This window comes from Pseudomonas tolaasii NCPPB 2192, from assembly GCF_002813445.1.
Taxonomy (GTDB): Bacteria; Pseudomonadota; Gammaproteobacteria; order Pseudomonadales; family Pseudomonadaceae; genus Aquipseudomonas; species Aquipseudomonas tolaasii.
On the sequence record NZ_PHHD01000001.1, the window covers coordinates 4298605 to 4318403 of the forward strand.

The 19799-nt window shown below is 62.8% G+C and carries 19 protein-coding genes and 1 riboswitch; of the genes, 13 read left to right on the forward strand and 6 right to left on the reverse strand.

The window, feature by feature from the left end; genetic code table 11:
- The first annotated feature begins 108 nt into the window (after positions 1–108).
- The 4 genes from ATI14_RS20150 to ATI14_RS20165 all read left to right on the forward strand — a co-directional run bounded on the left by ATI14_RS20150 (position 109) and on the right by ATI14_RS20165 (position 4338).
- Positions 109–1161 (forward strand): agmatine deiminase family protein, encoded by a 1053-nt coding sequence (locus ATI14_RS20150; RefSeq protein ID WP_016974495.1) that lies wholly within the window; start codon positions 109–111, stop codon positions 1159–1161.
- Positions 1162–1165: 4 nt separating this feature from the next.
- Positions 1166–2047 carry an N-carbamoylputrescine amidase gene (gene aguB / locus ATI14_RS20155; protein ID WP_016974494.1) on the forward strand — a complete coding sequence of 294 codons (882 nt, stop codon included), beginning with the start codon at positions 1166–1168 and terminating at the stop codon, positions 2045–2047.
- Positions 2044–3126: an extracellular solute-binding protein gene (locus tag ATI14_RS20160; protein ID WP_016974493.1), complete on the forward strand. Its 1083-nt coding sequence runs from the start codon at positions 2044–2046 to the stop codon at positions 3124–3126. The genes aguB and ATI14_RS20160 overlap by 4 nt, the downstream gene beginning before the upstream one ends.
- A gap of 111 nt (positions 3127–3237) precedes the next feature.
- Positions 3238–4338, forward strand: a complete 1101-nt coding sequence (locus tag ATI14_RS20165) for an agmatine deiminase family protein (protein ID WP_016974492.1) — start codon at positions 3238–3240, stop codon at positions 4336–4338.
- On the opposite strand, the gene ATI14_RS20170 is transcribed toward ATI14_RS20165, so the two are convergent.
- Positions 4335–4805 carry a MarR family winged helix-turn-helix transcriptional regulator gene (locus ATI14_RS20170; protein ID WP_218166397.1) on the reverse strand — a complete coding sequence of 157 codons (471 nt, stop codon included), beginning with the start codon at positions 4803–4805 and terminating at the stop codon, positions 4335–4337. The two genes, ATI14_RS20165 and ATI14_RS20170, sit on opposite strands and share 4 nt — an antisense overlap.
- 296 nt (positions 4806–5101) lie before the next feature.
- On the opposite strand from ATI14_RS20170, the gene ATI14_RS20175 reads away from it, so the two are divergent.
- From ATI14_RS20175 to ATI14_RS20200, 5 genes are all read left to right on the forward strand, one after another.
- A complete protein-coding gene (locus ATI14_RS20175; RefSeq protein ID WP_016974490.1) occupies positions 5102–8281 on the forward strand; it encodes an efflux RND transporter permease subunit in 3180 nt (1059 codons plus the stop codon).
- Between the two features lies 1 nt (position 8282).
- Positions 8283–9452 (forward strand): efflux RND transporter periplasmic adaptor subunit, encoded by a 1170-nt coding sequence (locus tag ATI14_RS20180; RefSeq protein WP_016974489.1) that lies wholly within the window; start codon positions 8283–8285, stop codon positions 9450–9452.
- Positions 9445–10890: an efflux transporter outer membrane subunit gene (locus tag ATI14_RS20185; protein ID WP_016974488.1), complete on the forward strand. Its 1446-nt coding sequence runs from the start codon at positions 9445–9447 to the stop codon at positions 10888–10890. The genes ATI14_RS20180 and ATI14_RS20185 overlap by 8 nt, the downstream gene beginning before the upstream one ends.
- A 4-nt stretch (positions 10891–10894) precedes the next feature.
- Positions 10895–11728 (forward strand): glutathione-dependent disulfide-bond oxidoreductase, encoded by an 834-nt coding sequence (yghU, locus tag ATI14_RS20190; protein WP_016974487.1) that lies wholly within the window; start codon positions 10895–10897, stop codon positions 11726–11728.
- Positions 11729–11862: 134 nt separating this feature from the next.
- Positions 11863–12342: a YbjN domain-containing protein gene (locus ATI14_RS20200; RefSeq protein WP_016974486.1), complete on the forward strand. Its 480-nt coding sequence runs from the start codon at positions 11863–11865 to the stop codon at positions 12340–12342.
- Positions 12343–12411: 69 nt separating this feature from the next.
- Here ATI14_RS20200 and ATI14_RS20205 read toward each other — a convergent pair whose 3' ends face one another.
- A complete protein-coding gene (locus ATI14_RS20205) occupies positions 12412–13290 on the reverse strand; it encodes a LysR family transcriptional regulator (RefSeq protein WP_016974485.1) in 879 nt (292 codons plus the stop codon).
- A 93-nt stretch (positions 13291–13383) separates the two neighbouring features.
- On the opposite strand from ATI14_RS20205, the gene ATI14_RS20210 reads away from it, so the two are divergent.
- Positions 13384–13923, forward strand: coding sequence for a DUF4865 family protein (locus ATI14_RS20210; RefSeq protein WP_016974484.1), 540 nt, complete (start codon positions 13384–13386; stop codon positions 13921–13923).
- A 4-nt stretch (positions 13924–13927) separates the two neighbouring features.
- Here the strand turns inward: ATI14_RS20210 and ATI14_RS20215 are convergent, their stop codons facing one another.
- Complete coding sequence (locus ATI14_RS20215; RefSeq protein ID WP_042918819.1) at positions 13928–14656, reverse strand: CbtA family protein; 729 nt, start codon at positions 14654–14656, stop codon at positions 13928–13930.
- An 18-nt stretch (positions 14657–14674) separates the two neighbouring features.
- Positions 14675–14887 carry a CbtB domain-containing protein gene (locus tag ATI14_RS20220; protein WP_016974482.1) on the reverse strand — a complete coding sequence of 71 codons (213 nt, stop codon included), beginning with the start codon at positions 14885–14887 and terminating at the stop codon, positions 14675–14677.
- Positions 14888–15033, reverse strand: a riboswitch (adenosylcobalamin (AdoCbl) riboswitch). It lies immediately after the preceding gene.
- 51 nt (positions 15034–15084) lie between these two features.
- Here ATI14_RS20220 and ATI14_RS20225 point away from each other — a divergent pair.
- The 3 genes from ATI14_RS20225 to ATI14_RS20235 are packed head-to-tail and all read left to right on the forward strand — an operon-like array spanning position 15085 to position 17171.
- Entirely contained in the window at positions 15085–15639 is a 555-nt protein-coding gene (locus ATI14_RS20225) for a histidine phosphatase family protein (protein ID WP_016974481.1), read from the forward strand.
- Positions 15640–15684: 45 nt separating this feature from the next.
- A complete protein-coding gene (cobF, locus tag ATI14_RS20230; RefSeq protein WP_016974480.1) occupies positions 15685–16440 on the forward strand; it encodes a precorrin-6A synthase (deacetylating) in 756 nt (251 codons plus the stop codon).
- A gap of 11 nt (positions 16441–16451) precedes the next feature.
- On the forward strand, positions 16452–17171 hold the full coding sequence (locus ATI14_RS20235) for an alpha/beta hydrolase (protein ID WP_016974479.1): 720 nt from the start codon (positions 16452–16454) through the stop codon (positions 17169–17171).
- Positions 17172–17303: 132 nt separating this feature from the next.
- Here the strand turns inward: ATI14_RS20235 and ATI14_RS20240 are convergent, their stop codons facing one another.
- Entirely contained in the window at positions 17304–17858 is a 555-nt protein-coding gene (locus tag ATI14_RS20240) for a DcrB/PsbP domain-containing protein (protein ID WP_016974478.1), read from the reverse strand.
- Between the two features lie 72 nt (positions 17859–17930).
- Positions 17931–19739, reverse strand: coding sequence for a monovalent cation:proton antiporter-2 (CPA2) family protein (locus ATI14_RS20245; protein ID WP_016974477.1), 1809 nt, complete (start codon positions 19737–19739; stop codon positions 17931–17933).
- Positions 19740–19799 lie beyond the last annotated feature (60 nt).

Genomic DNA, 19799 nt, shown 5'->3' on the forward strand with positions numbered 1-19799 from the left:
CTACAAAATCCATCGTTTGTTTGACCTTAAGCACCACCGTAGCATGCATGCCAAGACTCCGTGGACGGTTTTCACTGAACACAATGACTTAACTCAAAGGTACTTGTCATGCAGCGCAATGAAATTCCAAACAGTGGTTGGTGGATGCCCGCGGAGTGGTCCCGACACGCGGCAACCTGGATGGTCTGGCCGCACAACCGGGCTTTGTGGGAAACCACCTGGGGCGTGACCCTGGCGCAGGTGCAGGAAGATTTTGCCCGTGTGGCCAATGCAATTGCCCGGTTCGAGCCGGTGAAGATGCTCGTGGACCCCTCGGCGGTAGCCAGTGCCAATGCGCTGTGCGGGCCGGGAGTGGAACTGATCGCACAGGCGGTCAACGACAGTTGGTGCCGCGACTCCGGCCCGAGTTTTATCTGCCACCCGCAACTCGGGCTGGCGGGGGTGAGCTGGCGCTTCAATGCCTGGGGCGGCAAGTCGGCCCACGACCTGGATGAAAGCCTGGCACGCCGGGTGCTCAACCACTTGGGCCTGGAGTGCTTTGGCACGCCGTTGAGCAACGAAGGTGGCGCGATCCACGTGGACGGTGAGGGCACGCTGATCACCACCGAATCGGTGCTGCTCAACCCCAACCGCAACCCCGGCGTGACCAAGGCCGAGATGGAGGAGATCTTCACGCGCCTGCTGGGCATCAAGAAAACCGTCTGGCTGCCAGGCGACCCGGATTACGTGACCGGCGACATGACTGACGGCCACGTCGACGGCGTATGCGCCTTCGCCCGCCCCGGCGTGTTGCTGGTCGACGCCACTCATGACCAAAGCTCGGTCTACGCCGAGGTGGTGCGGGAAAACCGCCGCGCCCTGCAATTGGCCACCGACGCCTGGGGCCGCTCGTTCGAGATGATCGAGCTCTACGAGGCCACCGATGCGGTGGACACGGAGGCCGAGGTGTTCTGCGCCTCCTACACCAATTTCTACATCGCCAACGGCGCGATCATCATGCCGGCCTATGGCATCGCCGCCGATCAGGTCGCTGCGCAGGTGCTGGCCCAGGCGTTTCCCGGCCGCGACATCGTGCCGGTGCAGATCAACCATCTGGCCCACGGCGGCGGCGGGGTGCATTGCATCACCCAGCAGCAACCGGCCTGGCCACTCAAGGGGTAATGCCATGACCATGTTGACCATCGCGACCACCCAGATGCCGTGCACCTGGGACTTGCCGGGCAACCTTGACCGCGCCGAACAGCTGGTGCGTGACGCGGCGGCCAAGGGCGCTCAGGTGATCCTGTTGCAGGAGCTGTTCGCCACGCCGTATTTCTGCATCGAGCAGCACCACAAGCATCTGGCCCTGGCCGAAGAATATTCGCGCAGCCAGGTCCTCAAGCGCTTTGCCGCACTGGCTCGGGAATTGGGTGTAGTACTGCCGCTGAGCTGGTTCGAACAAGCCGGCAACGCCTTTTTCAATTCCCTGAGCGTGGCCGACGCCGACGGGCAACTGTTGGGCGTGTACCGCAAGACCCATATCCCGAATGCCATCGGCTACCAGGAGAAGGAATATTTCAGCCCCGGCGACACGGGTTTCCGGGTCTGGGACACGGCATTCGGCCGCCTCGGCATCGGCATCTGCTGGGACCAATGGTTTCCCGAGACTGCGCGCTGCCTGGCCCTGCAAGGCGCCGAAGTGCTGCTGTTTCCCACCGCCATTGGCTCGGAGCCCGGCTGCGCCACACTGGATTCGCGCGACCATTGGCAGATGACCATGCGCGGCCACGCGGCGGCAAACCTGGTGCCGGTGGTGGCGGCCAACCGCGTCGGGCGTGAAGTGGCAACCACCGATGCCGGGCTGCAAATGGACTTCTATGGCTCGTCGTTTATCTGCGACCACAAGGGTAAATTGCTCGCCGAAGCCGACCGCGACAGCACCGGCGTGCGGGTGCACAGCCTCGATCTGTCGGCCATGCGCGAAGAACGCCTGACGTGGGGCATCTTTCGCGATCGCCGCCCGCACCTGTACGGCGCACTGCTGACCCTGGATGGCCGCCCGTCATGAAAACATTGCTGAGCTGCACCCTGATGCTCGCGGCTGCCTGCGCGTCGGCGGACGACAAAACCCTGAAGCTCTACAACTGGGCCGATTACTTTGCCGCCGACACGCTGTCGAGGTTCACCGCCGAAACCGGCATCCAGGTGATTTACGACGTGATGGACGGCAGCGAAACCCTCGAAGCCAAGCTGATGGCGGGCGGCAGCGGTTACGACCTGATCTTCCCCGGTGACACCGTGGCCGAGCGCCTGATGCGTGCGGGGGCCTTGCAGCCGTTGGACCCGGCCAGGCTCACCGAAACCGACGATATCGAGCCCGGCTTGCAGAAGTTGCGCACCCACTACGTGCATTCGAACAAAGCCACGGTGCCCTACACCTGGGGCACCATCGGCCTGACCTACAACACCCAACAGGTCCAGCAGCGAATGCCGAACGCGCCGGTCAACAGCCTCGACCTGCTGTTCAAGCCGGAAAACGCCGCCAAATTCGCAGACTGCGGCATTTCGCTGATCGACTCGCCGGACGAAGTGCTCGCCGTGGTGCTCAACTACCTGGGCCGCGACCCGCGCAGCGCCAAGCGCGAGGACCTCGCCGCCGCCAGTGATTTGCTGCTCAAGCTGCGTCCTTACATCCGCAAGTTCCAGTCGCAGCCGGTGACCGACCTGGTCAACGGCAACCTGTGCCTGTCCCTCGGTTACAGCGGCGACATGACCCAGGCCCAACGCGCTGCCGACGCGGCTGGCAAGGCCGTGACCTTCGGCTATCACATCCCCCGCGAAGGCACCACGGTGTGGATGGACACGATGGCCATTCCGGTCGACGCGCAACACCCGGAGTACGCCTACGCGTTTATCAACTTCGTGATGCGCCCGCAGAACATGGCGGCCATCAGCAATTTCACCGGTTACCCCACGGCCAACGCCAAGGCCCGGCCGGAGGTGGAGGCGAGCATGCGCGACAACCCCGACATCTACCCGGACGCGGCGACCTTTGATCGGCTGATCCCCGGCAAGGACATTTCCCAGGCCGATATGCGCGCGCGAATGCGTGTGTGGACTAAATTCAAGACAGCGACCGTCAAATGAAGCTTCCTGTAGAGAGCGTGCTTTTTGTGGCGAGCAAGCTCGCTCGCCACAAAAAAGCTTGCTCACCTTAATCAACGCCTTTCAACCCAACACCGCACTCCCGAGACTGACATGCCTACTCGCCGCACTTTCATCAAACAAGCCAGCGTGGTCTGCGCCATGACCCTGATCAACACCCACGTACGCGCCGCTGTTGGCGGGCGGTTCTACATGCCCGACGAAGGCGAAAAACACCGCCAGGCGTTTATCGCCTTTGGCGCCCAGGACGCGATCTGGGAAGACTTCACCGCCGACGTGCAGGCCGCCCTCGGTCGCATCGCCCGTGCCATTGCAGCCTATGAACCGGTCACCGTGTTCTGCCGCGAAGACGAGCGCGCACTGGCCGAGCAGCACTGCGGCACCCGCAACATCACCTTTGTGGAAACCGAGCTGGATGACATCTGGATGCGCGACACCGGCGCCAATTTCGTCATTGATGGCACGGGCGGCATCGGCGCGGTGGACTTCAACTTCAACGGCTGGGGCAACAAACAGCAGCACGACGAGGACGCTCAACTGGCCGGCCTGGTTGCCGAAGAGACCGGCGCCAAACACATCCGCAGCGAGCTGGTGGGCGAGGGCGGTGGCATCGAAGTGGACGGCCTGGGCACCGGCATCATGACCGAGAGCAGCTGGATCAACCGCAACCGCAACCCCGACTGGAGCAAGGCTGATGTCGAAGCCGAGCTGAAAGAGCGCCTGGGCCTGCGCAAAATCATCTGGCTGCCCGGCATCAAGGGCAAGGACATCACCGACGCCCACGTCGATTTTTACGCGCGCTTCGTCTCGCCCGGCGTGGTGCTCGCCAACCTCGATACCGACCCCGAGTCTTACGACCACAAAGTCACCCTGGCGCACCTGGAAATTCTCAAGAACGCCACCGATGCCGACGGCCGCCCATTGCAGGTGCATACCGTGTCGCCACCGCTGAACCCGCGCAAAAGCAAGTTCAGCAAAGGCAACGACGATTTTGCCGCGGGTTACATCAACTATTTCGTGATCAACGGCGCGGTGATTGCGCCGGAGTTCGGTGATGCGACGGCGGACCGCAAGGCGCTGGACCTGCTGACCCGACTCTATCCGAACCGCAAAGTGGTGCAGCTCAACATCGACGCCATTGCGGCGGGCGGTGGCGGTATTCACTGCGTGACCAATCACCAGCCAGTGGCTTAGTCGTTTTTGGCCAGTAACTGACGGGCGAAGTCGTCGGAGGCGATAAAGTCCAGGGTCTGGCGCAATTGCGCCGCCGCTTCCCGGCCGAACGCCTGATCAAAGCGTTCGGCCATTTGCGTTGAAATACGCCTGGCTTTGGCATGGATGCTGGCGCCGGCGTCGGTCAGCAGCACGCGACGGGTGCGGCGGTCGAGTTCGTCGACGCGCAACTCCACCAGTCCGTCGCGCACCAGCGGCTTGAGCGTGTGGCCCAGCGCCGACAAATCCATCACTAGAGCCTGGGCCAGCTCGCCCATTTTCGGCGTGCCGGCCTTGGCGATGCGGTTGAGCACGGCGTATTGCGTGGCTTTCAAGCCGCAGGGCGCAAAGGCCTCATCGTAGATCTGGCCCAGGCGCCGGGACGTGCGGCGCACGGCGCCATTCACGCAGGCACTGGGGCTCTCGGAGCAGGGCGGTGCAGATTTCAAGGGCAAATACTCTCTGATACAAAACGCGACGGGGACGATTATGCCTGCCGCCCCCGTCAGGACAAGGCCTTTGAGGCCACCGATGAACACCGACGCATCACGAAAACAGCAAAAGTGAATATTGAGACAGCTTGAAACAAATTAGTTGCGTACGCCACTAAATTGGATATCGTGGCGTATGCCTCTTTGTGACCCGGATGTCGTTGTAAACTCCCCAGGATGCGCATGGGGCGAGGCGGGAAAACGGCATGGCTCTGCCTGCTTGAACGTCCAACCCCCTGTCTGGATCACCTCCTATGCTGAGCCTCGTGCGCATCGCATTGCTGCGCCCCTATACCTTTCTGGTATTGGCCATTTTCATCTTGATCATCGGCCCGTTGGCGGCATGGCGCACGCCGACCGACATCTTTCCCGAAATCCGCATTCCGGTCATTGCCGTGATCTGGCAGTACACCGGTTTGCCGCCTGACCAGATGGCCGGGCGTATCACTTCGCCGTTCGAGCGGGTGCTGACCACCACCGTGAACGACATCCGCCACATTGAAGCGCAGTCGATGAACGGCTACGGGATTGTGAAGATCTTCTTCCAGCCCGGCGTCAACATCAGCACGGCCAACGCCCAGGTGACCTCGGTGTCCCAGGCGATCCTGCGGCAGTTGCCGCCCAGTACCGTGCCGCCGCTGGTGCTCAACTACAGCGCCTCCACGGTACCGATTGTGCAGTTGGCGCTGTCGGGTCCGGGCCTGAGCGAACAACGCTTGGGTGACATCGGCCTGAACCAGGTGCGCCTGATGCTCACCAGCGTGCCGGGCGCGGCGCTGCCATACCCGTTCGGTGGCAAGAGCCGCCAGGTGCAGATCGACCTCGATTCGGCGCGCATGCAGGCCCGCGGCCTGTCGGCGCAGGACGTGGCCACCGCGCTGGCGACCCAGAACCTCATCACGCCGGTGGGCACGCAGAAAATCGGCAGCTACGAATTCAACCTGCAACTGAACAACGCGCCGTCGGACTTCCACGACCTGGAAAACCTGCCGATCAAGACCGCCGACGGCACCACGGTGCTGATCCGCGACGTGGCCACCGTGCGCGACGGCAACCCGCCGCAGACCAACATCGTGCATGTGAACGGCAACCGCTCGGTGTTGCTGCCGGTGCTCAAGACCGGCTCGGCCTCGACTCTGGGGGTGATTGCCGGGATCAAGGACAAGATCGCCGACAACAAGGCCGCATTGCCGCCCAACCTGAATATCGACCTGATCGGCGACCAGTCGCTGTTCGTGCGTTCGGCCATCAGCGGCGTGGCCCGCGAGGGCCTGATCGCCGCGGCGCTGACCAGCCTGATGATCCTGCTGTTCCTCGGCAGTTGGCGCTCCACGGTGATCATCGCCACCTCGATTCCGCTGGCGATTCTCGCCTCGATTGCCACGCTGTCGGCCCTCGGCGAAACCCTCAACATCATGACCCTCGGCGGCCTGGCCCTGGCGGTGGGGATTTTGGTGGACGATGCCACGGTGACCATCGAAAACATTAACTGGCACCTGGAGCAGGGCAAGCCGGTGCAGACGGCGATCCTCGACGGCGCGGCGCAAATCGTGACCCCGGCGTTCGTGTCGCTGCTGTGTATCTGCATCGTGTTCGTGCCGATGTTCTTCCTCGACGGCGTGGCGCGGTTCCTGTTCGTGCCGATGGCCGAAGCGGTGATTTTCGCGATGATTGCCTCGTTCATCCTCTCGCGGACGTTGGTGCCCACCCTCGCCAATTACTTGCTCAAACCCCATGTGCACGACGAACACGGGCCGGCGCCCACGCGCAACCCGCTGGTGAGGTTCCAGCGCGGGTTCGAACGGCGTTTCGAAGCGTTTCGCGAGCGCTATCACAGGGTGCTGGACAGCGCCTTGCACCACCGCCGCACGGTGGTGATCGGCCTGCTGGCGTTTGTCGCGGTGTCGTTTGCACTGGTGCCGTTCCTGGGGCGCAACTTCTTCCCTGAAGTGGATTCCGGCCTGATTCTGCTGCACGTTCGGGCCCCCGTGGGCACGCGGGTAGAAAGCAATGCGCACCTGATCGCCGAGATTGAAAACTCGATCCGCCGCAAGGTCCCGGCGGATGAACTCAAGGCCCTGGTCGACAACATCGGCCTGTCCATCAGCGGCATCAACGTGGTGTACAACAACACCGGCACCGTGGGTTCCCAGGACAGCGACATCCAGATCAGCCTGAATGAAGGCCATCGCCCGACCGCCGAGTACATGCGCGAATTGCGCGAAACCCTGCCACGGGAATTCCCGAGTGCGGTGTTCTCGTTCCCCGCCTCGGACATCGTCGGGCAGATTCTCAACTTCGGTTCTTCGGCGCCGATCGACCTGCAAATCACCGGCAATAACCTGGCGGCCAACTTCACCTATGCCAACGCGTTGCTGCGTGACATTCGCCGGGTGCCGGGGGTGGTGGACGCGCGCATCCAGCAGTCGCGACAGTTGCCCACCTTCAACATCGACGTGGACCGCACCCGCGCGCAACTGGTCGGCCTGACCGAGCGCGATGTGACCAACAGCCTGGTGGTCAACCTCGCCGGTTCCAGCCAGGTGGCGCCGACGTTTTGGCTGAACCCGGCCAACGGCATCTCTTACCCGATCGTGATGCAAACCCCGCAATACAGCCTGGAAAGCCTGGCGGCGTTGCACAACCTGCCGCTGAGCGGCGGCAGCGGGGCGGCGCCGGACCAGACTCTGGGCGGCCTGGCGAATATCCAGCGCAGCCACAGCAACTCGGTGTTCAGCCAGTCGGATATCCAGCCGGTGGTCGAGGTGCTGACCGCGATTCAGGACCGTGACCTGGGCGGCGTATCTGCCGATATCCAGAAGATCATCGCCGCCCACGCCGGTGAAGTGCCGACCGGTTCCAAAGTGATTTTGCAGGGCCAGGTGCAAACCATGAACGCGGCCTTCAGCGGCTTGCTGTTCGGCCTGCTCGGCGCCGTGGTGCTGATTTACCTGCTGATCGTGGTCAACTTCCAGTCCTGGGCCGACCCGTTTGTGATCATCACCGCGTTGCCGGCGGCGCTGGCGGGCATTGTGTGGATGCTGTTTGTAACCCACACGCCACTGTCGGTGCCGGCGCTGACGGGGGCGATCATGTGCATGGGCGTGGCCACTGCCAACGCCATCCTCGTGGTGAGTTTCTGCCGCGAACGCCTGGCGGCACACGGCAATGCGGTGCAGGCCGCGCTCGAGGCCGGCTTCACCCGGTTGCGACCGGTGTTGATGACTGCCATCTCGATGATCATCGGCATGGCGCCCATGGCCCTGGGCCTGGGGGAGGGCGGTGAACAGAACGCGCCGCTCGGCCGTGCGGTGATCGGCGGCCTGACCTTCGCCACCATCGCCAGCCTGATTCTGGTTCCACTGATTTTCAGCCTTGTGCACGGGCGTCGCCAACACGCGCCGCTTGCGACCACCGTTACCGTAGGGGTTTGACATGTCCGTTTCCCATTCTCAACCGAAGCCTTCCCGTGGCCTGCTCTGGCTCTTTGTGGGCGGGGTGGTCGTGGTTGTCATCGTCGGTGTCGGCCTCGGCGTGCGCGCCAGCGAATCCCGTGACCTCAAGACCTGGACCGACGCCCAGGCGCTCCCCAGCGTCAACCTGATCAAGCCGCTGGTGCAGGCCCAGGGGCCAGTGCTCAACCTGCCGGGGCGCATGGAGGCCTACTCCCGCGCGTCGATTTTTGCCCGGGTCAACGGCTACCTGAAAGCCTGGAATGTCGACATCGGCACCCGCGTCAAAGCCGGGCAGGTACTGGCCGAGATCGACACCCCGGAACTCGACCAGCAACTGCTGCAAGCCCGCGCCACCCTGGCCTCGGCCCAGGCCAACGCGGCCCTTGCGCAAACCACCGCCAAACGCTGGCAGGCCATGCTGGTGAATGATTCGGTGTCGCGCCAGGACGTGGATGAACGCACCGGCGACCTGACCGCCAAGCTGGCCCAGGTGGCGGCGGCCAAGGCCAATGTCGAGCAACTGGTTGCCACCAAAGGCTTCCAGCATCTGGTAGCGCCATTTGCCGGTGTGGTCACGGCGCGCAGCACGGACGTGGGCGCCTTGATCAGCGCCGGTGGGGCGGCCGGCAAAGAGCTGTTTGCCGTGGCCGATGTCAGCCGCCTGCGCGTGTACGTGCAGGTGCCGCAAACCTTCTCGCCGCAGATTCGCGAAGGCACCACCGCGCGTTTGAGCGTGCCGGAATACCGTGGCGAAACCTTTACCGGCAAGGTGATCGCCACCGCCGATGCGGTCAACGCCGCCTCCGGCAGCACGCTGGTGCAATTGCTGGTGGACAACCCCGGTGGCCGTCTGCTGCCGGGTGGCTACACCAGCGTGCAGTTCGACCTGCCGGTGCAGGCCGATGTGCTGCGCATTCCGTCCAGCGCGCTGGTGTTCGATGACAAGGGCATGCGCGTCGCCACCCTGGACGAGCAGAACCACGTGCACTTCAAAACCATCAGCATCGCTCGCGATTTCGGCGACAGCGTAGAGATTGCCAGCGGCCTGCAGGCCGCCGACCGCGTGATCGACACACCGCCCGATGGCCTGGCCGATGATGATTCGGTGCAACTCGCCGTCGCCGCGAATGAGGTCAAACCCCATGGCTAAGCGCACCGTGCTGGGGCTGCTCGCCACCTTGAGCCTGGGTGCCTGTTCGCTGGCGCCGCCGCTCAAGGTGCCGCCCACCCCGATTGCCGCGCAGTTCCACACCCAGGGGCCGTGGACCGTCGGCACGCCGAATGATCAGGCCAACCGTGATGGCTGGTGGCGCATCTACAACGACCCGCAACTGGACGCGATGCAGCAGGAACTGCTGAAAAACAACGCCGACCTGAGCGCGGCGCTGGCCCACTATCAACAGTCCCAGGGCTTTGAGGCGCAGGCGCGCTCCGGGTTGTTTCCCAAGATTTCAGCACTTGGCAATGGCCAGCGGATTCGCCAGTCGGATAACCGGCCATTGCGTTCGGCGACCTCGCCAGACATCTACAACTCGGCCACATTGGGCCTTGAGGTGGACTATGAAGTCGACCTGTGGGGCCGCGTGCGCGACACCGTTGCCGCCGGTACCAGTGATTCCGAAGCCGCCAAGGCTGACCTGGCCTCGGTACGCCTGAGCCTGCAAGCGCAACTGGCCGACAGCTATATCCGCCTGCGCGGCATCGACTGGCAAAACCAGTTGCTGGAACAGACCCGTGACGCCTACGCCAAAGCCCTGAACCTGACCGAAGGCTTGCACGGCGGCGGGATTGTCTCCGGGCTGGATGTGGCGCGGGCGCGTACGCAGTTGTCGACCGTCAAGTCGCAACTCACCCAACTGCAGGTGCAGCGCGCGGTGCTGGAGCATTCCATCGCAGCCATGCTCGGCGAATCCGCTTCCACCTACAGCGTGGCCGTCAACGTCGCGCCGATTGCCTTGCCGACGGTGCCGACCGGCGTGCCGTCCAGCCTGCTGCAACGTCGCCCGGACATCGCCGCCGCTGAGCGGCGTATCGCCTCGGCCAATGCACGTATCGGCGTGGCCAGGGCGGCGTGGTTCCCGCAGATCACCTTGAGCGCCCAGGGCGGTTATCAGAGTGACGAGTTTGCTCGCCTGCTCAGTGCGCCCAACCTGTTCTGGGCCATCGGCCCGTCGCTGGTCGGGACACTATTTGATGGCGGCGCGCGTCAGGCCCAGGTGGATATCGCCAAGGCCGCCACCGATGAAGCCGCGGCGAAATACCGTGGCGTGGTGTTGGGTGCGTTCGAGCAAGTCGAAGACAACCTGTCGCAGATCGCCGGCCTGGGCAGCGCGCTGGATGATCAGCGCGATGCTGCGGCAGCCGCGCAATACGCCGAAGACCTGTCGACCTCGCGTTACCGCCAGGGCGCCGTGGCCTATCTGGACGTGGTGACCGCCCAGGTGGCGGCGCTGGAAGCCAAACGCACAGTCTTGCAACTGCAAACCCAGCAATTGAGCGCTAATGTGGGCCTGATCAAGGCATTGGGCGGCGGATGGAACGTGGCTCAACTGGCCGCGTCGAACACTACTCAAACCAAGGAGCAGTAAATTCATGACTGACTATGTACCCCCGAAGGTGTGGACCTGGGAAACCGAAAGCGGCGGCACCTTCGCCAGCATCAACCGGCCCGTCGCCGGTGCGACCCATGACAAGGAGCTGCCGGTGGGCAAGCACCCCTTGCAGCTGTACTCACTGGCGACGCCCAACGGGCAGAAGGTCACCATCCTGCTCGAAGAACTGCTCGCCTTGGGCCACAGCGGCGCGGAATACGACGCCTGGCTGATCAAGATCGGCGACGGCGACCAGTTCGGCAGCGGCTTTGTGTCGGTGAACCCGAACTCGAAAATCCCGGCATTGCTGGACCGCAGCGGCGCTACGCCGATCCGGGTGTTCGAGTCCGGGGCGATTTTGCAGTACCTCGCAGAAAAATTCGGTGCGTTCTTTCCCACCGAACCTGCGGCGCGGGCCGAATGCCTGTCGTGGCTGTTCTGGCAGATGGGCAGCGCGCCTTACCTGGGCGGCGGTTTCGGGCACTTTTACGCGTATGCGCCGAGCAAGATGGAATATGCGATCAACCGCTTTGCCATGGAAACCAAGCGTCAGCTGGACGTGCTGGACCAGCGCCTGGCCGTCAGCCCATACATTGCCGGCGACGAATACACCATCGCCGACATCGCCATCTGGCCCTGGTACGGCGGGCTGGTCAAAGGCCGCTTGTATGGCGCAGCGGAGTTTCTTTCCGTGCACGAGTACACCCATGTACTGCGCTGGGCCGACGCCATCGAGGCGCGACCCGCCGTGCAGCGCGGGCGCCGGGTGAACCGGGTCTCGGGGGACGTTTCCGAGCAATTGCGTGAGCGTCACGACGCCCGCGACCTGGATTGAGCCCTCAACCTTTGCGCAATGGCACAAGGGAAGATTTGAAGAACTCGCCCAGGGTTTTGATGATGAGCTATACCTTAATCGGTTTGATGTTCCGCACACCGCCCTGAATTATTGATCAACAAGGAAGAGACACTATGAGCGATGTTCAACTGATCACCAGCGTCACCCCGCAAAGCCTGACCGAGCTGCTGCAGGCAGCCGGTTACCGCGTTAACCAGACCGAACAGAACGGCATCGTGCAACTGCTCAGCGCCAGCCAGGGCATCGGGTTTGCCGTGCGTTTCGGCAACCCCGCGGCGGAACAGGGCAGTTTCGTCGACTTCACTTACAGCTGCGCGCTGCGCGTACAGGGTGAGCTGCCCGAAGGCCTGGCCCAGGTGTGGAATGCTTCGCGTCGCTTTGCGCGGTTGTCGTTGCAGGGTGAGTTTTTGCTGATGGAAATGGACGTGGTGGTGGCTGGCGTCGGTGCGCCGCACCTGCGCAACCAACTGGAGTTGTGGGACCGCCTGCTGCAGGAGTTCATCGTGTACCTGCGTGACTACAGCCAGCATGCCGCGCAATTGCAAGCCCAGGCCGCCGCTGAGCCGGTGGGTGAAGCCGTGCCTGTGGCGTAAAAATGCTGTTTGTCGGCCCTGAGCGTCGCTGCAGGGCAGGGGGCGACCGGACGTTGATCCGGTCGCTACTCAGTGCCCCACCTGGCGTTGCAAAGCGCCCCGAAACGTAGCACTCAACGCCCGCAACGTCTCCCGCGAGCGCGCATCACTGATCCGGCTGTGCAACACCACCTCACTGACCGGCAAAACCGGCAGCCCAAACTGCTCGCCAACTTCCACAGCCCCCGCCGGCGCTACCCGGTGGGCGAGGGCGGCCACTCCCAGCCCTGCGCTGACCGCTGCACCCACCGCCATCACGCCGCCACCGACAAACACCTCGGTCCAGTCCACCTGCGCCTCATCCAGCGCCCGCGTAGCCAAATGCCGCACGCCACAAGGGGCTGCCATGGTCGCCATGCGCAAAGGCGTTCCCGGGCTGTGCTGCCAGGTCGGGGCGGCGAACCAGCCGAAGCGTTCCACGGCCAACACGTCCCCGTCCTGGCGGTCACCCTCGTTGCGCACGATCACCGCGTCCAGTTCGTTGCGGTCAAAGGCCGCGACCAGGTCCCGGGAAGAGGCGATGCGCACCTCGAGAATGACCATCGGGTCATACGCCGCCAGGCGGCTCAGCCAGTGCGGCAAGTCCGGGCCTGCCACATGGTCGCTGATGCCGATGACCAATCGTCTCGCCGCCTCAGCGCTCATATCGCCCAAGGCACGCTCATGGGCGTTGAGCAGCGCACGGGCGGCGGCGATGAATTGTTCGCCTCGGGGCGATAGCCGCACATGGCGGGGGGTGCGTTCCAGCAGGCGATAACCCAGGCGTTCTTCCAGGCGCTTGAGCTTCAGGCTGATGGCAGCCTGTGACGTATCCAGCGCCTCGGCCGCGCGGGTGAAACTGGCAAAGTCGGCGACCAGCACGAAGGCCTGCACCGTGTCGATATCCAGGGGTTTGAGTGCATCAGTCATTTCAATTCCTTATTGCACCTATATCGACTGATATCTTGTTGAAATCACCCGTCCTGCGCAAGCTGTAATCTCATCTTGCACGGGAGCTTTGCCATGTTCGCCAAACAGTATTCACACCGCCTGCCCGCCGATTACGACATGGGCGTGATTCGCCGTCGCGCTGCACAGCTTGGGCCGTTGTGGGATCACGCCGAAGGCTTGCTGTTCAAGGCGTTTATCGCCCGGGAAAGCGGGGGCAATGTGTATTCATCGGTGTACTTGTGGGCCGACCCGTTGCAGGCCGCCGACTTTCTGCTCGGTGAGCGTTTCCAAAAAGTACTCGACAGTTTTGGCCGCCCACACATCGAGAGCTGGCTGCCGCTGGATGTGCAACGGGGCCCGGCGCAGAACGCGTTGAGTTTGTACCGGGAGGAGTGGCCGCTGGAGCCGGGCGCGGACCGGGCCGCCGTGTTGGCCGAAGGGAAAATCCGCAATCGGCAACTGGCCGACAGCCGCGATACGTTTGCGGTGTTCCTGGCGCTGGATGTGCAGGCCTGGCGCCTGATCCGGATCACCTTGTCGGCCAACGCGCCGGACGCGCAGCACCCCGGCACGGGTTATCAGGTGTTGTACCTGGCCCGCCCGGGGATTTAGCGTTTTACGAGTTGAACCGTGCCTGTGGCTGGCTCAGTTTGCGCTCGGCCACCGCGCCGAACACCAGGCCGAGGGTGGTCCACAGCACCAGTTGAATGCCCAGCGATGCCACGCGGAACTTCCACAGCAGCACGGCGGAGAATTGCTCCGGCACTTCGTTGATCACCGGGAACAGGCTTCCGGCCACCGACACGATCACGATGTACAGCGCCACGCCAAGGATGGCGCCGGCCCAGACGCCGCGACGGGCGATCAGCTTGCGTGCGGCGTTGACTGCAATCACGGCGGCGGCCACCGACACCAGCAGCATCAGGAAGAACAGCCTGGTGCGCTGCGCGATGGTTTGCGGGTCGCCCACCGACGGCGGGTTGGCCGGGTATTTCAGGCCGGGGACCAGGATGATCGTCACAAAAGCGGCCAATGCCAGCAGCGCCGCCAGGCCGCGCGGGCCTACTTTGCCGATGCGGCCCAACGAGTAGGCGAACACCAGGGCGAAAATGCCGCCCAGGGACACGCTGTACACCACCACGCCGGTGAACAGGCCAAAGGTGCTTTGCACCTCGCGGCTCACCAGTTCTTCTTCCGGCGCATCGCCGTGCATCTGCGCCATCTGGTCTTCGAAGGCGATGGCCTTGTCGATCTGCGGCTCGCCAAAGGTCTTGGCGAAGCCAAACGCCAAGATGCCGGCGAGCAGGCCCACCAGCATTCCGCGTACGAGTAAATGCCCTGTCATGTCATGTCTCTCTTGAGGTCAGTGGCAGGGAAAACCCAGCAGGTGGCGGCCATCGTGCACGAACTCATGCACATACATGCCCTTGAACACGGCGGTGGCGCCTTGTTCGGCACCGACGAAGTAGATGGCCAGCAGCAACAGCAGGCCGCCGAAGATCGCCCAGGGCAGGATTTCGCCCAAGGGGATGGTCGGCACATAAACATCAGGGTTGGTTGCGGCGGTATTAGCCATGAAAACCTCCAGGGATGACGCGTCCCGAAATGGATAGCGAGAGGGCAGAAACAGGGTCTGGCTTACGGCTGTGAGGCCGAATACAGTGGCGCGACCGCGCCGGGTTTGCACCGGCTTCCTGTTTCATGTTCGTTGTAACATATTGAAACAACTTGGCGAGTCTACGCTGACTGCGCGCCGAAACAGAGTGAATTGTGATGCAAACGACCCGGTTGACACTCATTTGCCACGCTGTGACCCCTCAGCAGAAAAAGGGGAGTTTTCCTGATAACGAGTCCGTTGCTATGGATTGGCGAAACGCAGGGCTATCCCTTGCGAACCGTTACAAGAAAAACGCGCGCCTGTTGTGCGGGCCAGAAGCTCGCACTCGACAGACGGCGGGGATGTTCGGCACAAGTCCCATCGTCGAAAAAGACCTGCGTGATGGCGACTTTGGACGATGGAAAGGCAAGGACATCGACGAGATTGATCGCGCAGAATTGCTGGAATGGCTCACTGACAATGCCAGTGCGCCCCATGGCGGAGAATCTGTCGACCAAGTCTGTGCGCGGGTCGGCCGCTGGATGAAATGCCTCGAAACCCAACCCGGTCACGTGGTGGCCGTCACCCACCCCTTCGTGATCCGCGCCGCCATGCTGTACGTCATGAAATTTCCTGTCTCGATGTTCTACTTGATTGACGTCGAGCCGCTGTCAGCCACCGAACTGCGCTTCAACGACGTGTGGCGCCTGCGCCTGGAAACTCGCGCCTGAGCGCGCGAACATGGCAAAATCCACGCCCCGCAATGAGAGCAACCCATGAAACGCATCCTGATCATCGGCATCGGCGCCGGTAACCCTGACTACATCACGATGCAGGCCGTGAAGGCGCTGAACCGCACCGACGTGTTTTTCCTGATGGACAAGGGCCAGAGCAAGGACAAGCTGATCGACCTGCGCCGCGAGATCTGCGAGACCTACATCAGCGAGCCCGGCTACCGCTTCGTCGAGGCCGACTGCCCCGAGCGTGTGCGGGGAGACATTGATTACACCACCGCCGTGCAGGACCTGAACCGCGACAAGCAGCAGACCTTCGAGCGCATGATCAACGAGGAAATGGCCGACGGCGAAGTAGGCGCTTTCCTGGCTTGGGGCGACCCGGCGTTGTACGACAGCACCATTCGTATCCTGCAGGCGATTCTTGCCAGTGGCCGCGCCGAGTTCGAGTTTGAAGTGATCCCCGGCATCACCAGCGTGCAGGCCCTGGCCGCGCAGCACAAAGTGCCGCTGAACCGCATCGGCCGTTCCATCGAGATCACCACCGGGCGCCGTCTGGCGGCCGGGCAGGCGAGTGAGGCCGACACCCTGGTGGTCATGCTCGACGCCGAAGATTCCTACCGAACCGTGACCGATCAGGACATGGACATCTACTGGGGCGCCTACCTGGGCACGTCGGATGAAATTCTCATCAGCGGCAAGGTGAACGAAGTGGCTGACGAAATCCAGCGAGTGCGCAAGGCGGCACGCCTGGAAAATGGCTGGATCATGGACACTTACCTGCTGCGCAAACCCTGAGGTTATTTTCCATGCTCAAACTGTTTGCCCTGGCGCTAGCCCTCGTAGCTGGCGCTGCCCATGCTGATTCCGCATTGCACTCCGACTTGCCGCTGACTTATCTGGAACAAACCCAGGGCGATGCGCGCAACCAACCCCTGGTGATTTTTTTGCACGGGTTTGGCAGTAACGAGGACGACCTGTTTGGCATCAAGGATGAGCTGCCGTCGACCTGGACCTACCTGTCGGCGCGCGCGCCAATGCCGGTGGATTCGAATGGCTACCGCTGGTTCGCCAGAAAAGCCGGGGATGGCGATTACGACGGCGAAACGGCTGACCTGCAACGCAGTGCCAAGCTGATCGAAGCCTTCGTCACCCAGGCCACCGCCAAGTACCACACCCGACCTGATCGGGTGTTTCTGGTGGGGTTCAGCCAGGGCGCGATCATGTCGTACGAAGTCGGGCTGCGTCAGCCTGCGCTGGTGCGTGGCATTGCCGCGTTGAGTGGCAGCGTGCTGCCGGTACTCAAGGCCGAGCTCAAGCCGAAGGCGGGCTTGGACAAACTGGCGATTTTTATTGGCCACGGCACGCTGGACCAGGCGCTGCCGTATGCGTCGGCGACCCGGGCGAATGAAGTTCTGACGGGGTTGGGGTTAAAGCCGGAGTTTCATGGGTATATGGGCATGCCGCATACCGTGAGTGAGGCGGAAATACAGGACCTCAAGGCCTGGCTGGAAAAGAGCCTTAAGTAAACACGGTCAAAAAAATGTGGGAGCTGGCTTGCCTGCGATAGCGGTGTATCAGCCACCGCAGGGTTGACTGGTAAATCGCTATCGCAGGCAAGCCAGCTCCCACAGTAAATGTGTATCGCCAGCTGAATTGGGTTATTTGCCGCCGGTGATTTGCTTCACCAACTCCGCATGGCCCTTCACGTCGTCCGCGCGGGAAATCGCCTGGATCACCAGCAGGTGGGTGCCCGAGCCGCCCAAAAAGGTCGAGTTCAGGGTCTTGCCGCCGCCCTGTGTGGCGGTGCTGTCCACCTGGCGCAAGCCGAGGCCTTTGAAAGTGAGTTTTTTCTCGCCTTGTTTTTTGAAGTCCGGCAGCGCGGCGCTCTGGTCCTTGACGAAATCGGCCACGGCGCCGTCGAGGAATTGCGGGTCGTTGTCTTTGATGGTCGCCCCGTCGTTGCGCTCGGTTTCAGCGACGATCACCACGCTTTTGGTGGTCGAGTTGGCGTACAAAGTACCCTGGGTGTTGGCGGTGCCATCTTCGGATTTGCCGGTGGGCAGCGTGTCGGCGGTGTAGGCCTTGGGCAGGTTGAAGGTGAACTTGCCGCCCAATGTGGAGATGGTTTGCGTCGCCGGTTTGCTCGCGGCGAATACGCTGCCGGCGGTGAGCGCGAGGGCCAGCAGGGCGGCGGTCTTGGTGAAAGTAGCCATGAAGCGCTCCATTGATGAACGAAATTGCGCCGTATTCTGTCAGAAAATTCGCAATTTCGTTCGCTTGCCGGCTTACACCTTGTCGGACTCTTCCTCAAGCCGGTCCATCTCAAACAGACGTGCCAATTCTGCCCGTGCTTCCTGGGCGGTTTGCATCACTTTGGCCGCGTCGTCGTACACCGCGTGCTGGGCGGCGAGGACCTGCAGGTCGTGGTTCTTGAAGCGGGTGATGCGCGCGTCCGCCTGCGCCTGGGTCAGACCCAGGCCGACCAGGGTGCGGCGGCTCATTTCCAGGCTGGAATAGAAGGTCTCGCGCACCGGTGAGGCGTCCAGGTCCACCAGGCGGTGAACATGCTGGCGGTTGCGCGCGCGGGCAATGATCTTCATGTGCGGATAGAGGTTGCGCACCAGTTCGGCGGTTTTGATGTTGATCTCCGGGTCGTCCATGGCAATCACGAAGAACTCGGCCTGATCGACCTTGGCCGCGTGCAGGATTTCCGGGCGCTGAGGGTCGCCGTAGAACACCGGCATGCCGCCGAAGCTGCGGGTCAGCTCAATGGTTTCCACCGAGGTGTCGAGGGCGATGAACGAGATGTTTTGCGCGCGCAATATCCGCGCGACGATCTGACCCATACGGCCCATGCCCGCGATCACCACGCGTGGCGCGTCGCTGTCGATGGTGCGGTATTCCTCCGGCACTTCCACGGGCCTGGCCTTGGGCTTGAACAGCTTCGGGCATACCAGCAGCAACAGGGGCGTCACGGCCATGGACAGGGTGATGGTCAGTACCAGAATGTCGTAGAGGTGCGGTTCGAACAGGCCCTGGTCGCGGCCGATCTTGAACACCACGAAGGCAAATTCACCGCCTGCCGCCAACACCACGCCCAGGCGCAGGGCGCTTTCACGATTGAGGTCACCCACCAGACGGCCCACGGCGTACAGCAGGGGCAATTTCAGACCGATCAGCAGCAGGGTCAGCCCGATCACGATCAACGGCGAACTGAGCAACAGGCTGAGGTTGGCACCCATGCCCACGCTGATAAAGAACAGCCCGAGCAGCAAACCTTTGAACGGCTCGATCTGGGATTCCAGTTCGTGACGGTATTCCGAATCCGCCAGCAGCAACCCGGCAAGGAAGGCGCCGAGGGCCATGGAAACGCCCACCAGTTCCATCAACCATGCGGTGCCGATCACCACCAGCAAGGCGGTGGCGGTGGACACTTCGCGCAGGCCGGTCTTGGCGACGATGCGAAACACCGGCCGCAACAAATAGCGCCCGCCGACGATCACCACCGCGATGCTGCCCAGAATCTGCAACACGTGCTGCAATCCCTGGGCTTCGGTGGCCGGGTGATCACTACCGGACAGCAGCGGCACCATGGCGATCAGCGGGATGGCGGCGATGTCCTGAAACAGCAGAATCGCAAAGGCCAGGCGCCCGTGGGGCTGGTTCAATTCCTTGCGCTCGGCCAGGCTTTGCAGGCCAAAGGCGGTGGAAGAGAGCGCCAGGCCCAGGCCCAGCACAATCGCGCTGTTCCACGGTTGGCCAAACAGCCACAACGCGACCACGCCCATGACCAGACCAGTCAGCAACACCTGGGCGAGACCAACGCCAAACACCGCCTTGCGCATCACCCATAACCGTTTGGGCGACAGTTCCAGACCGATGATGAATAACAGCAACACCACGCCCAATTCCGAAAACTGCGCAACACTTTGCGGGTTGCCGACCAGGCCCAGTACCGACGGGCCGATGATCACGCCGGCGAACAGATAACCGAGCACCGCGCCTAGTTGCAGGCGCTTGGCCAGAGGCACCGTCAGCACGGCGGCGAGCAGGAATACCACAGCTGCTTGTAACAGGTTGCCTTCATGGGGCATCACGAACTCCAGGATCTTTAAAGCCACTCAACAAGGCGCCATTAGAGCGCTTTTTACATT

Coding starts and splice junctions, on each gene's coding strand:
- ATI14_RS20210 (WP_016974484.1), top strand. CDS start 13,384: ATGTTCGCCAAACAGTATTCACACCGCCTGCCCGCCGATTACGACATG.
- yghU (WP_016974487.1), top strand. CDS start 10,895: ATGACTGACTATGTACCCCCGAAGGTGTGGACCTGGGAAACCGAAAGC.
- ATI14_RS20235 (WP_016974479.1), top strand. CDS start 16,452: ATGCTCAAACTGTTTGCCCTGGCGCTAGCCCTCGTAGCTGGCGCTGCC.
- ATI14_RS20200 (WP_016974486.1), top strand. CDS start 11,863: ATGAGCGATGTTCAACTGATCACCAGCGTCACCCCGCAAAGCCTGACC.
- ATI14_RS20165 (WP_016974492.1), top strand. CDS start 3,238: ATGCCTACTCGCCGCACTTTCATCAAACAAGCCAGCGTGGTCTGCGCC.
- ATI14_RS20240 (WP_016974478.1), bottom strand. CDS start 17,858: ATGGCTACTTTCACCAAGACCGCCGCCCTGCTGGCCCTCGCGCTCACC.
- ATI14_RS20205 (WP_016974485.1), bottom strand. CDS start 13,290: ATGACTGATGCACTCAAACCCCTGGATATCGACACGGTGCAGGCCTTC.
- cobF (WP_016974480.1), top strand. CDS start 15,685: ATGAAACGCATCCTGATCATCGGCATCGGCGCCGGTAACCCTGACTAC.
- ATI14_RS20215 (WP_042918819.1), bottom strand. CDS start 14,656: ATGACAGGGCATTTACTCGTACGCGGAATGCTGGTGGGCCTGCTCGCC.
- ATI14_RS20150 (WP_016974495.1), top strand. CDS start 109: ATGCAGCGCAATGAAATTCCAAACAGTGGTTGGTGGATGCCCGCGGAG.
- ATI14_RS20175 (WP_016974490.1), top strand. CDS start 5,102: ATGCTGAGCCTCGTGCGCATCGCATTGCTGCGCCCCTATACCTTTCTG.
- ATI14_RS20225 (WP_016974481.1), top strand. CDS start 15,085: ATGCAAACGACCCGGTTGACACTCATTTGCCACGCTGTGACCCCTCAG.
- ATI14_RS20160 (WP_016974493.1), top strand. CDS start 2,044: ATGAAAACATTGCTGAGCTGCACCCTGATGCTCGCGGCTGCCTGCGCG.
- ATI14_RS20185 (WP_016974488.1), top strand. CDS start 9,445: ATGGCTAAGCGCACCGTGCTGGGGCTGCTCGCCACCTTGAGCCTGGGT.
- aguB (WP_016974494.1), top strand. CDS start 1,166: ATGACCATGTTGACCATCGCGACCACCCAGATGCCGTGCACCTGGGAC.
- ATI14_RS20220 (WP_016974482.1), bottom strand. CDS start 14,887: ATGGCTAATACCGCCGCAACCAACCCTGATGTTTATGTGCCGACCATC.
- ATI14_RS20180 (WP_016974489.1), top strand. CDS start 8,283: ATGTCCGTTTCCCATTCTCAACCGAAGCCTTCCCGTGGCCTGCTCTGG.
- ATI14_RS20245 (WP_016974477.1), bottom strand. CDS start 19,739: ATGCCCCATGAAGGCAACCTGTTACAAGCAGCTGTGGTATTCCTGCTC.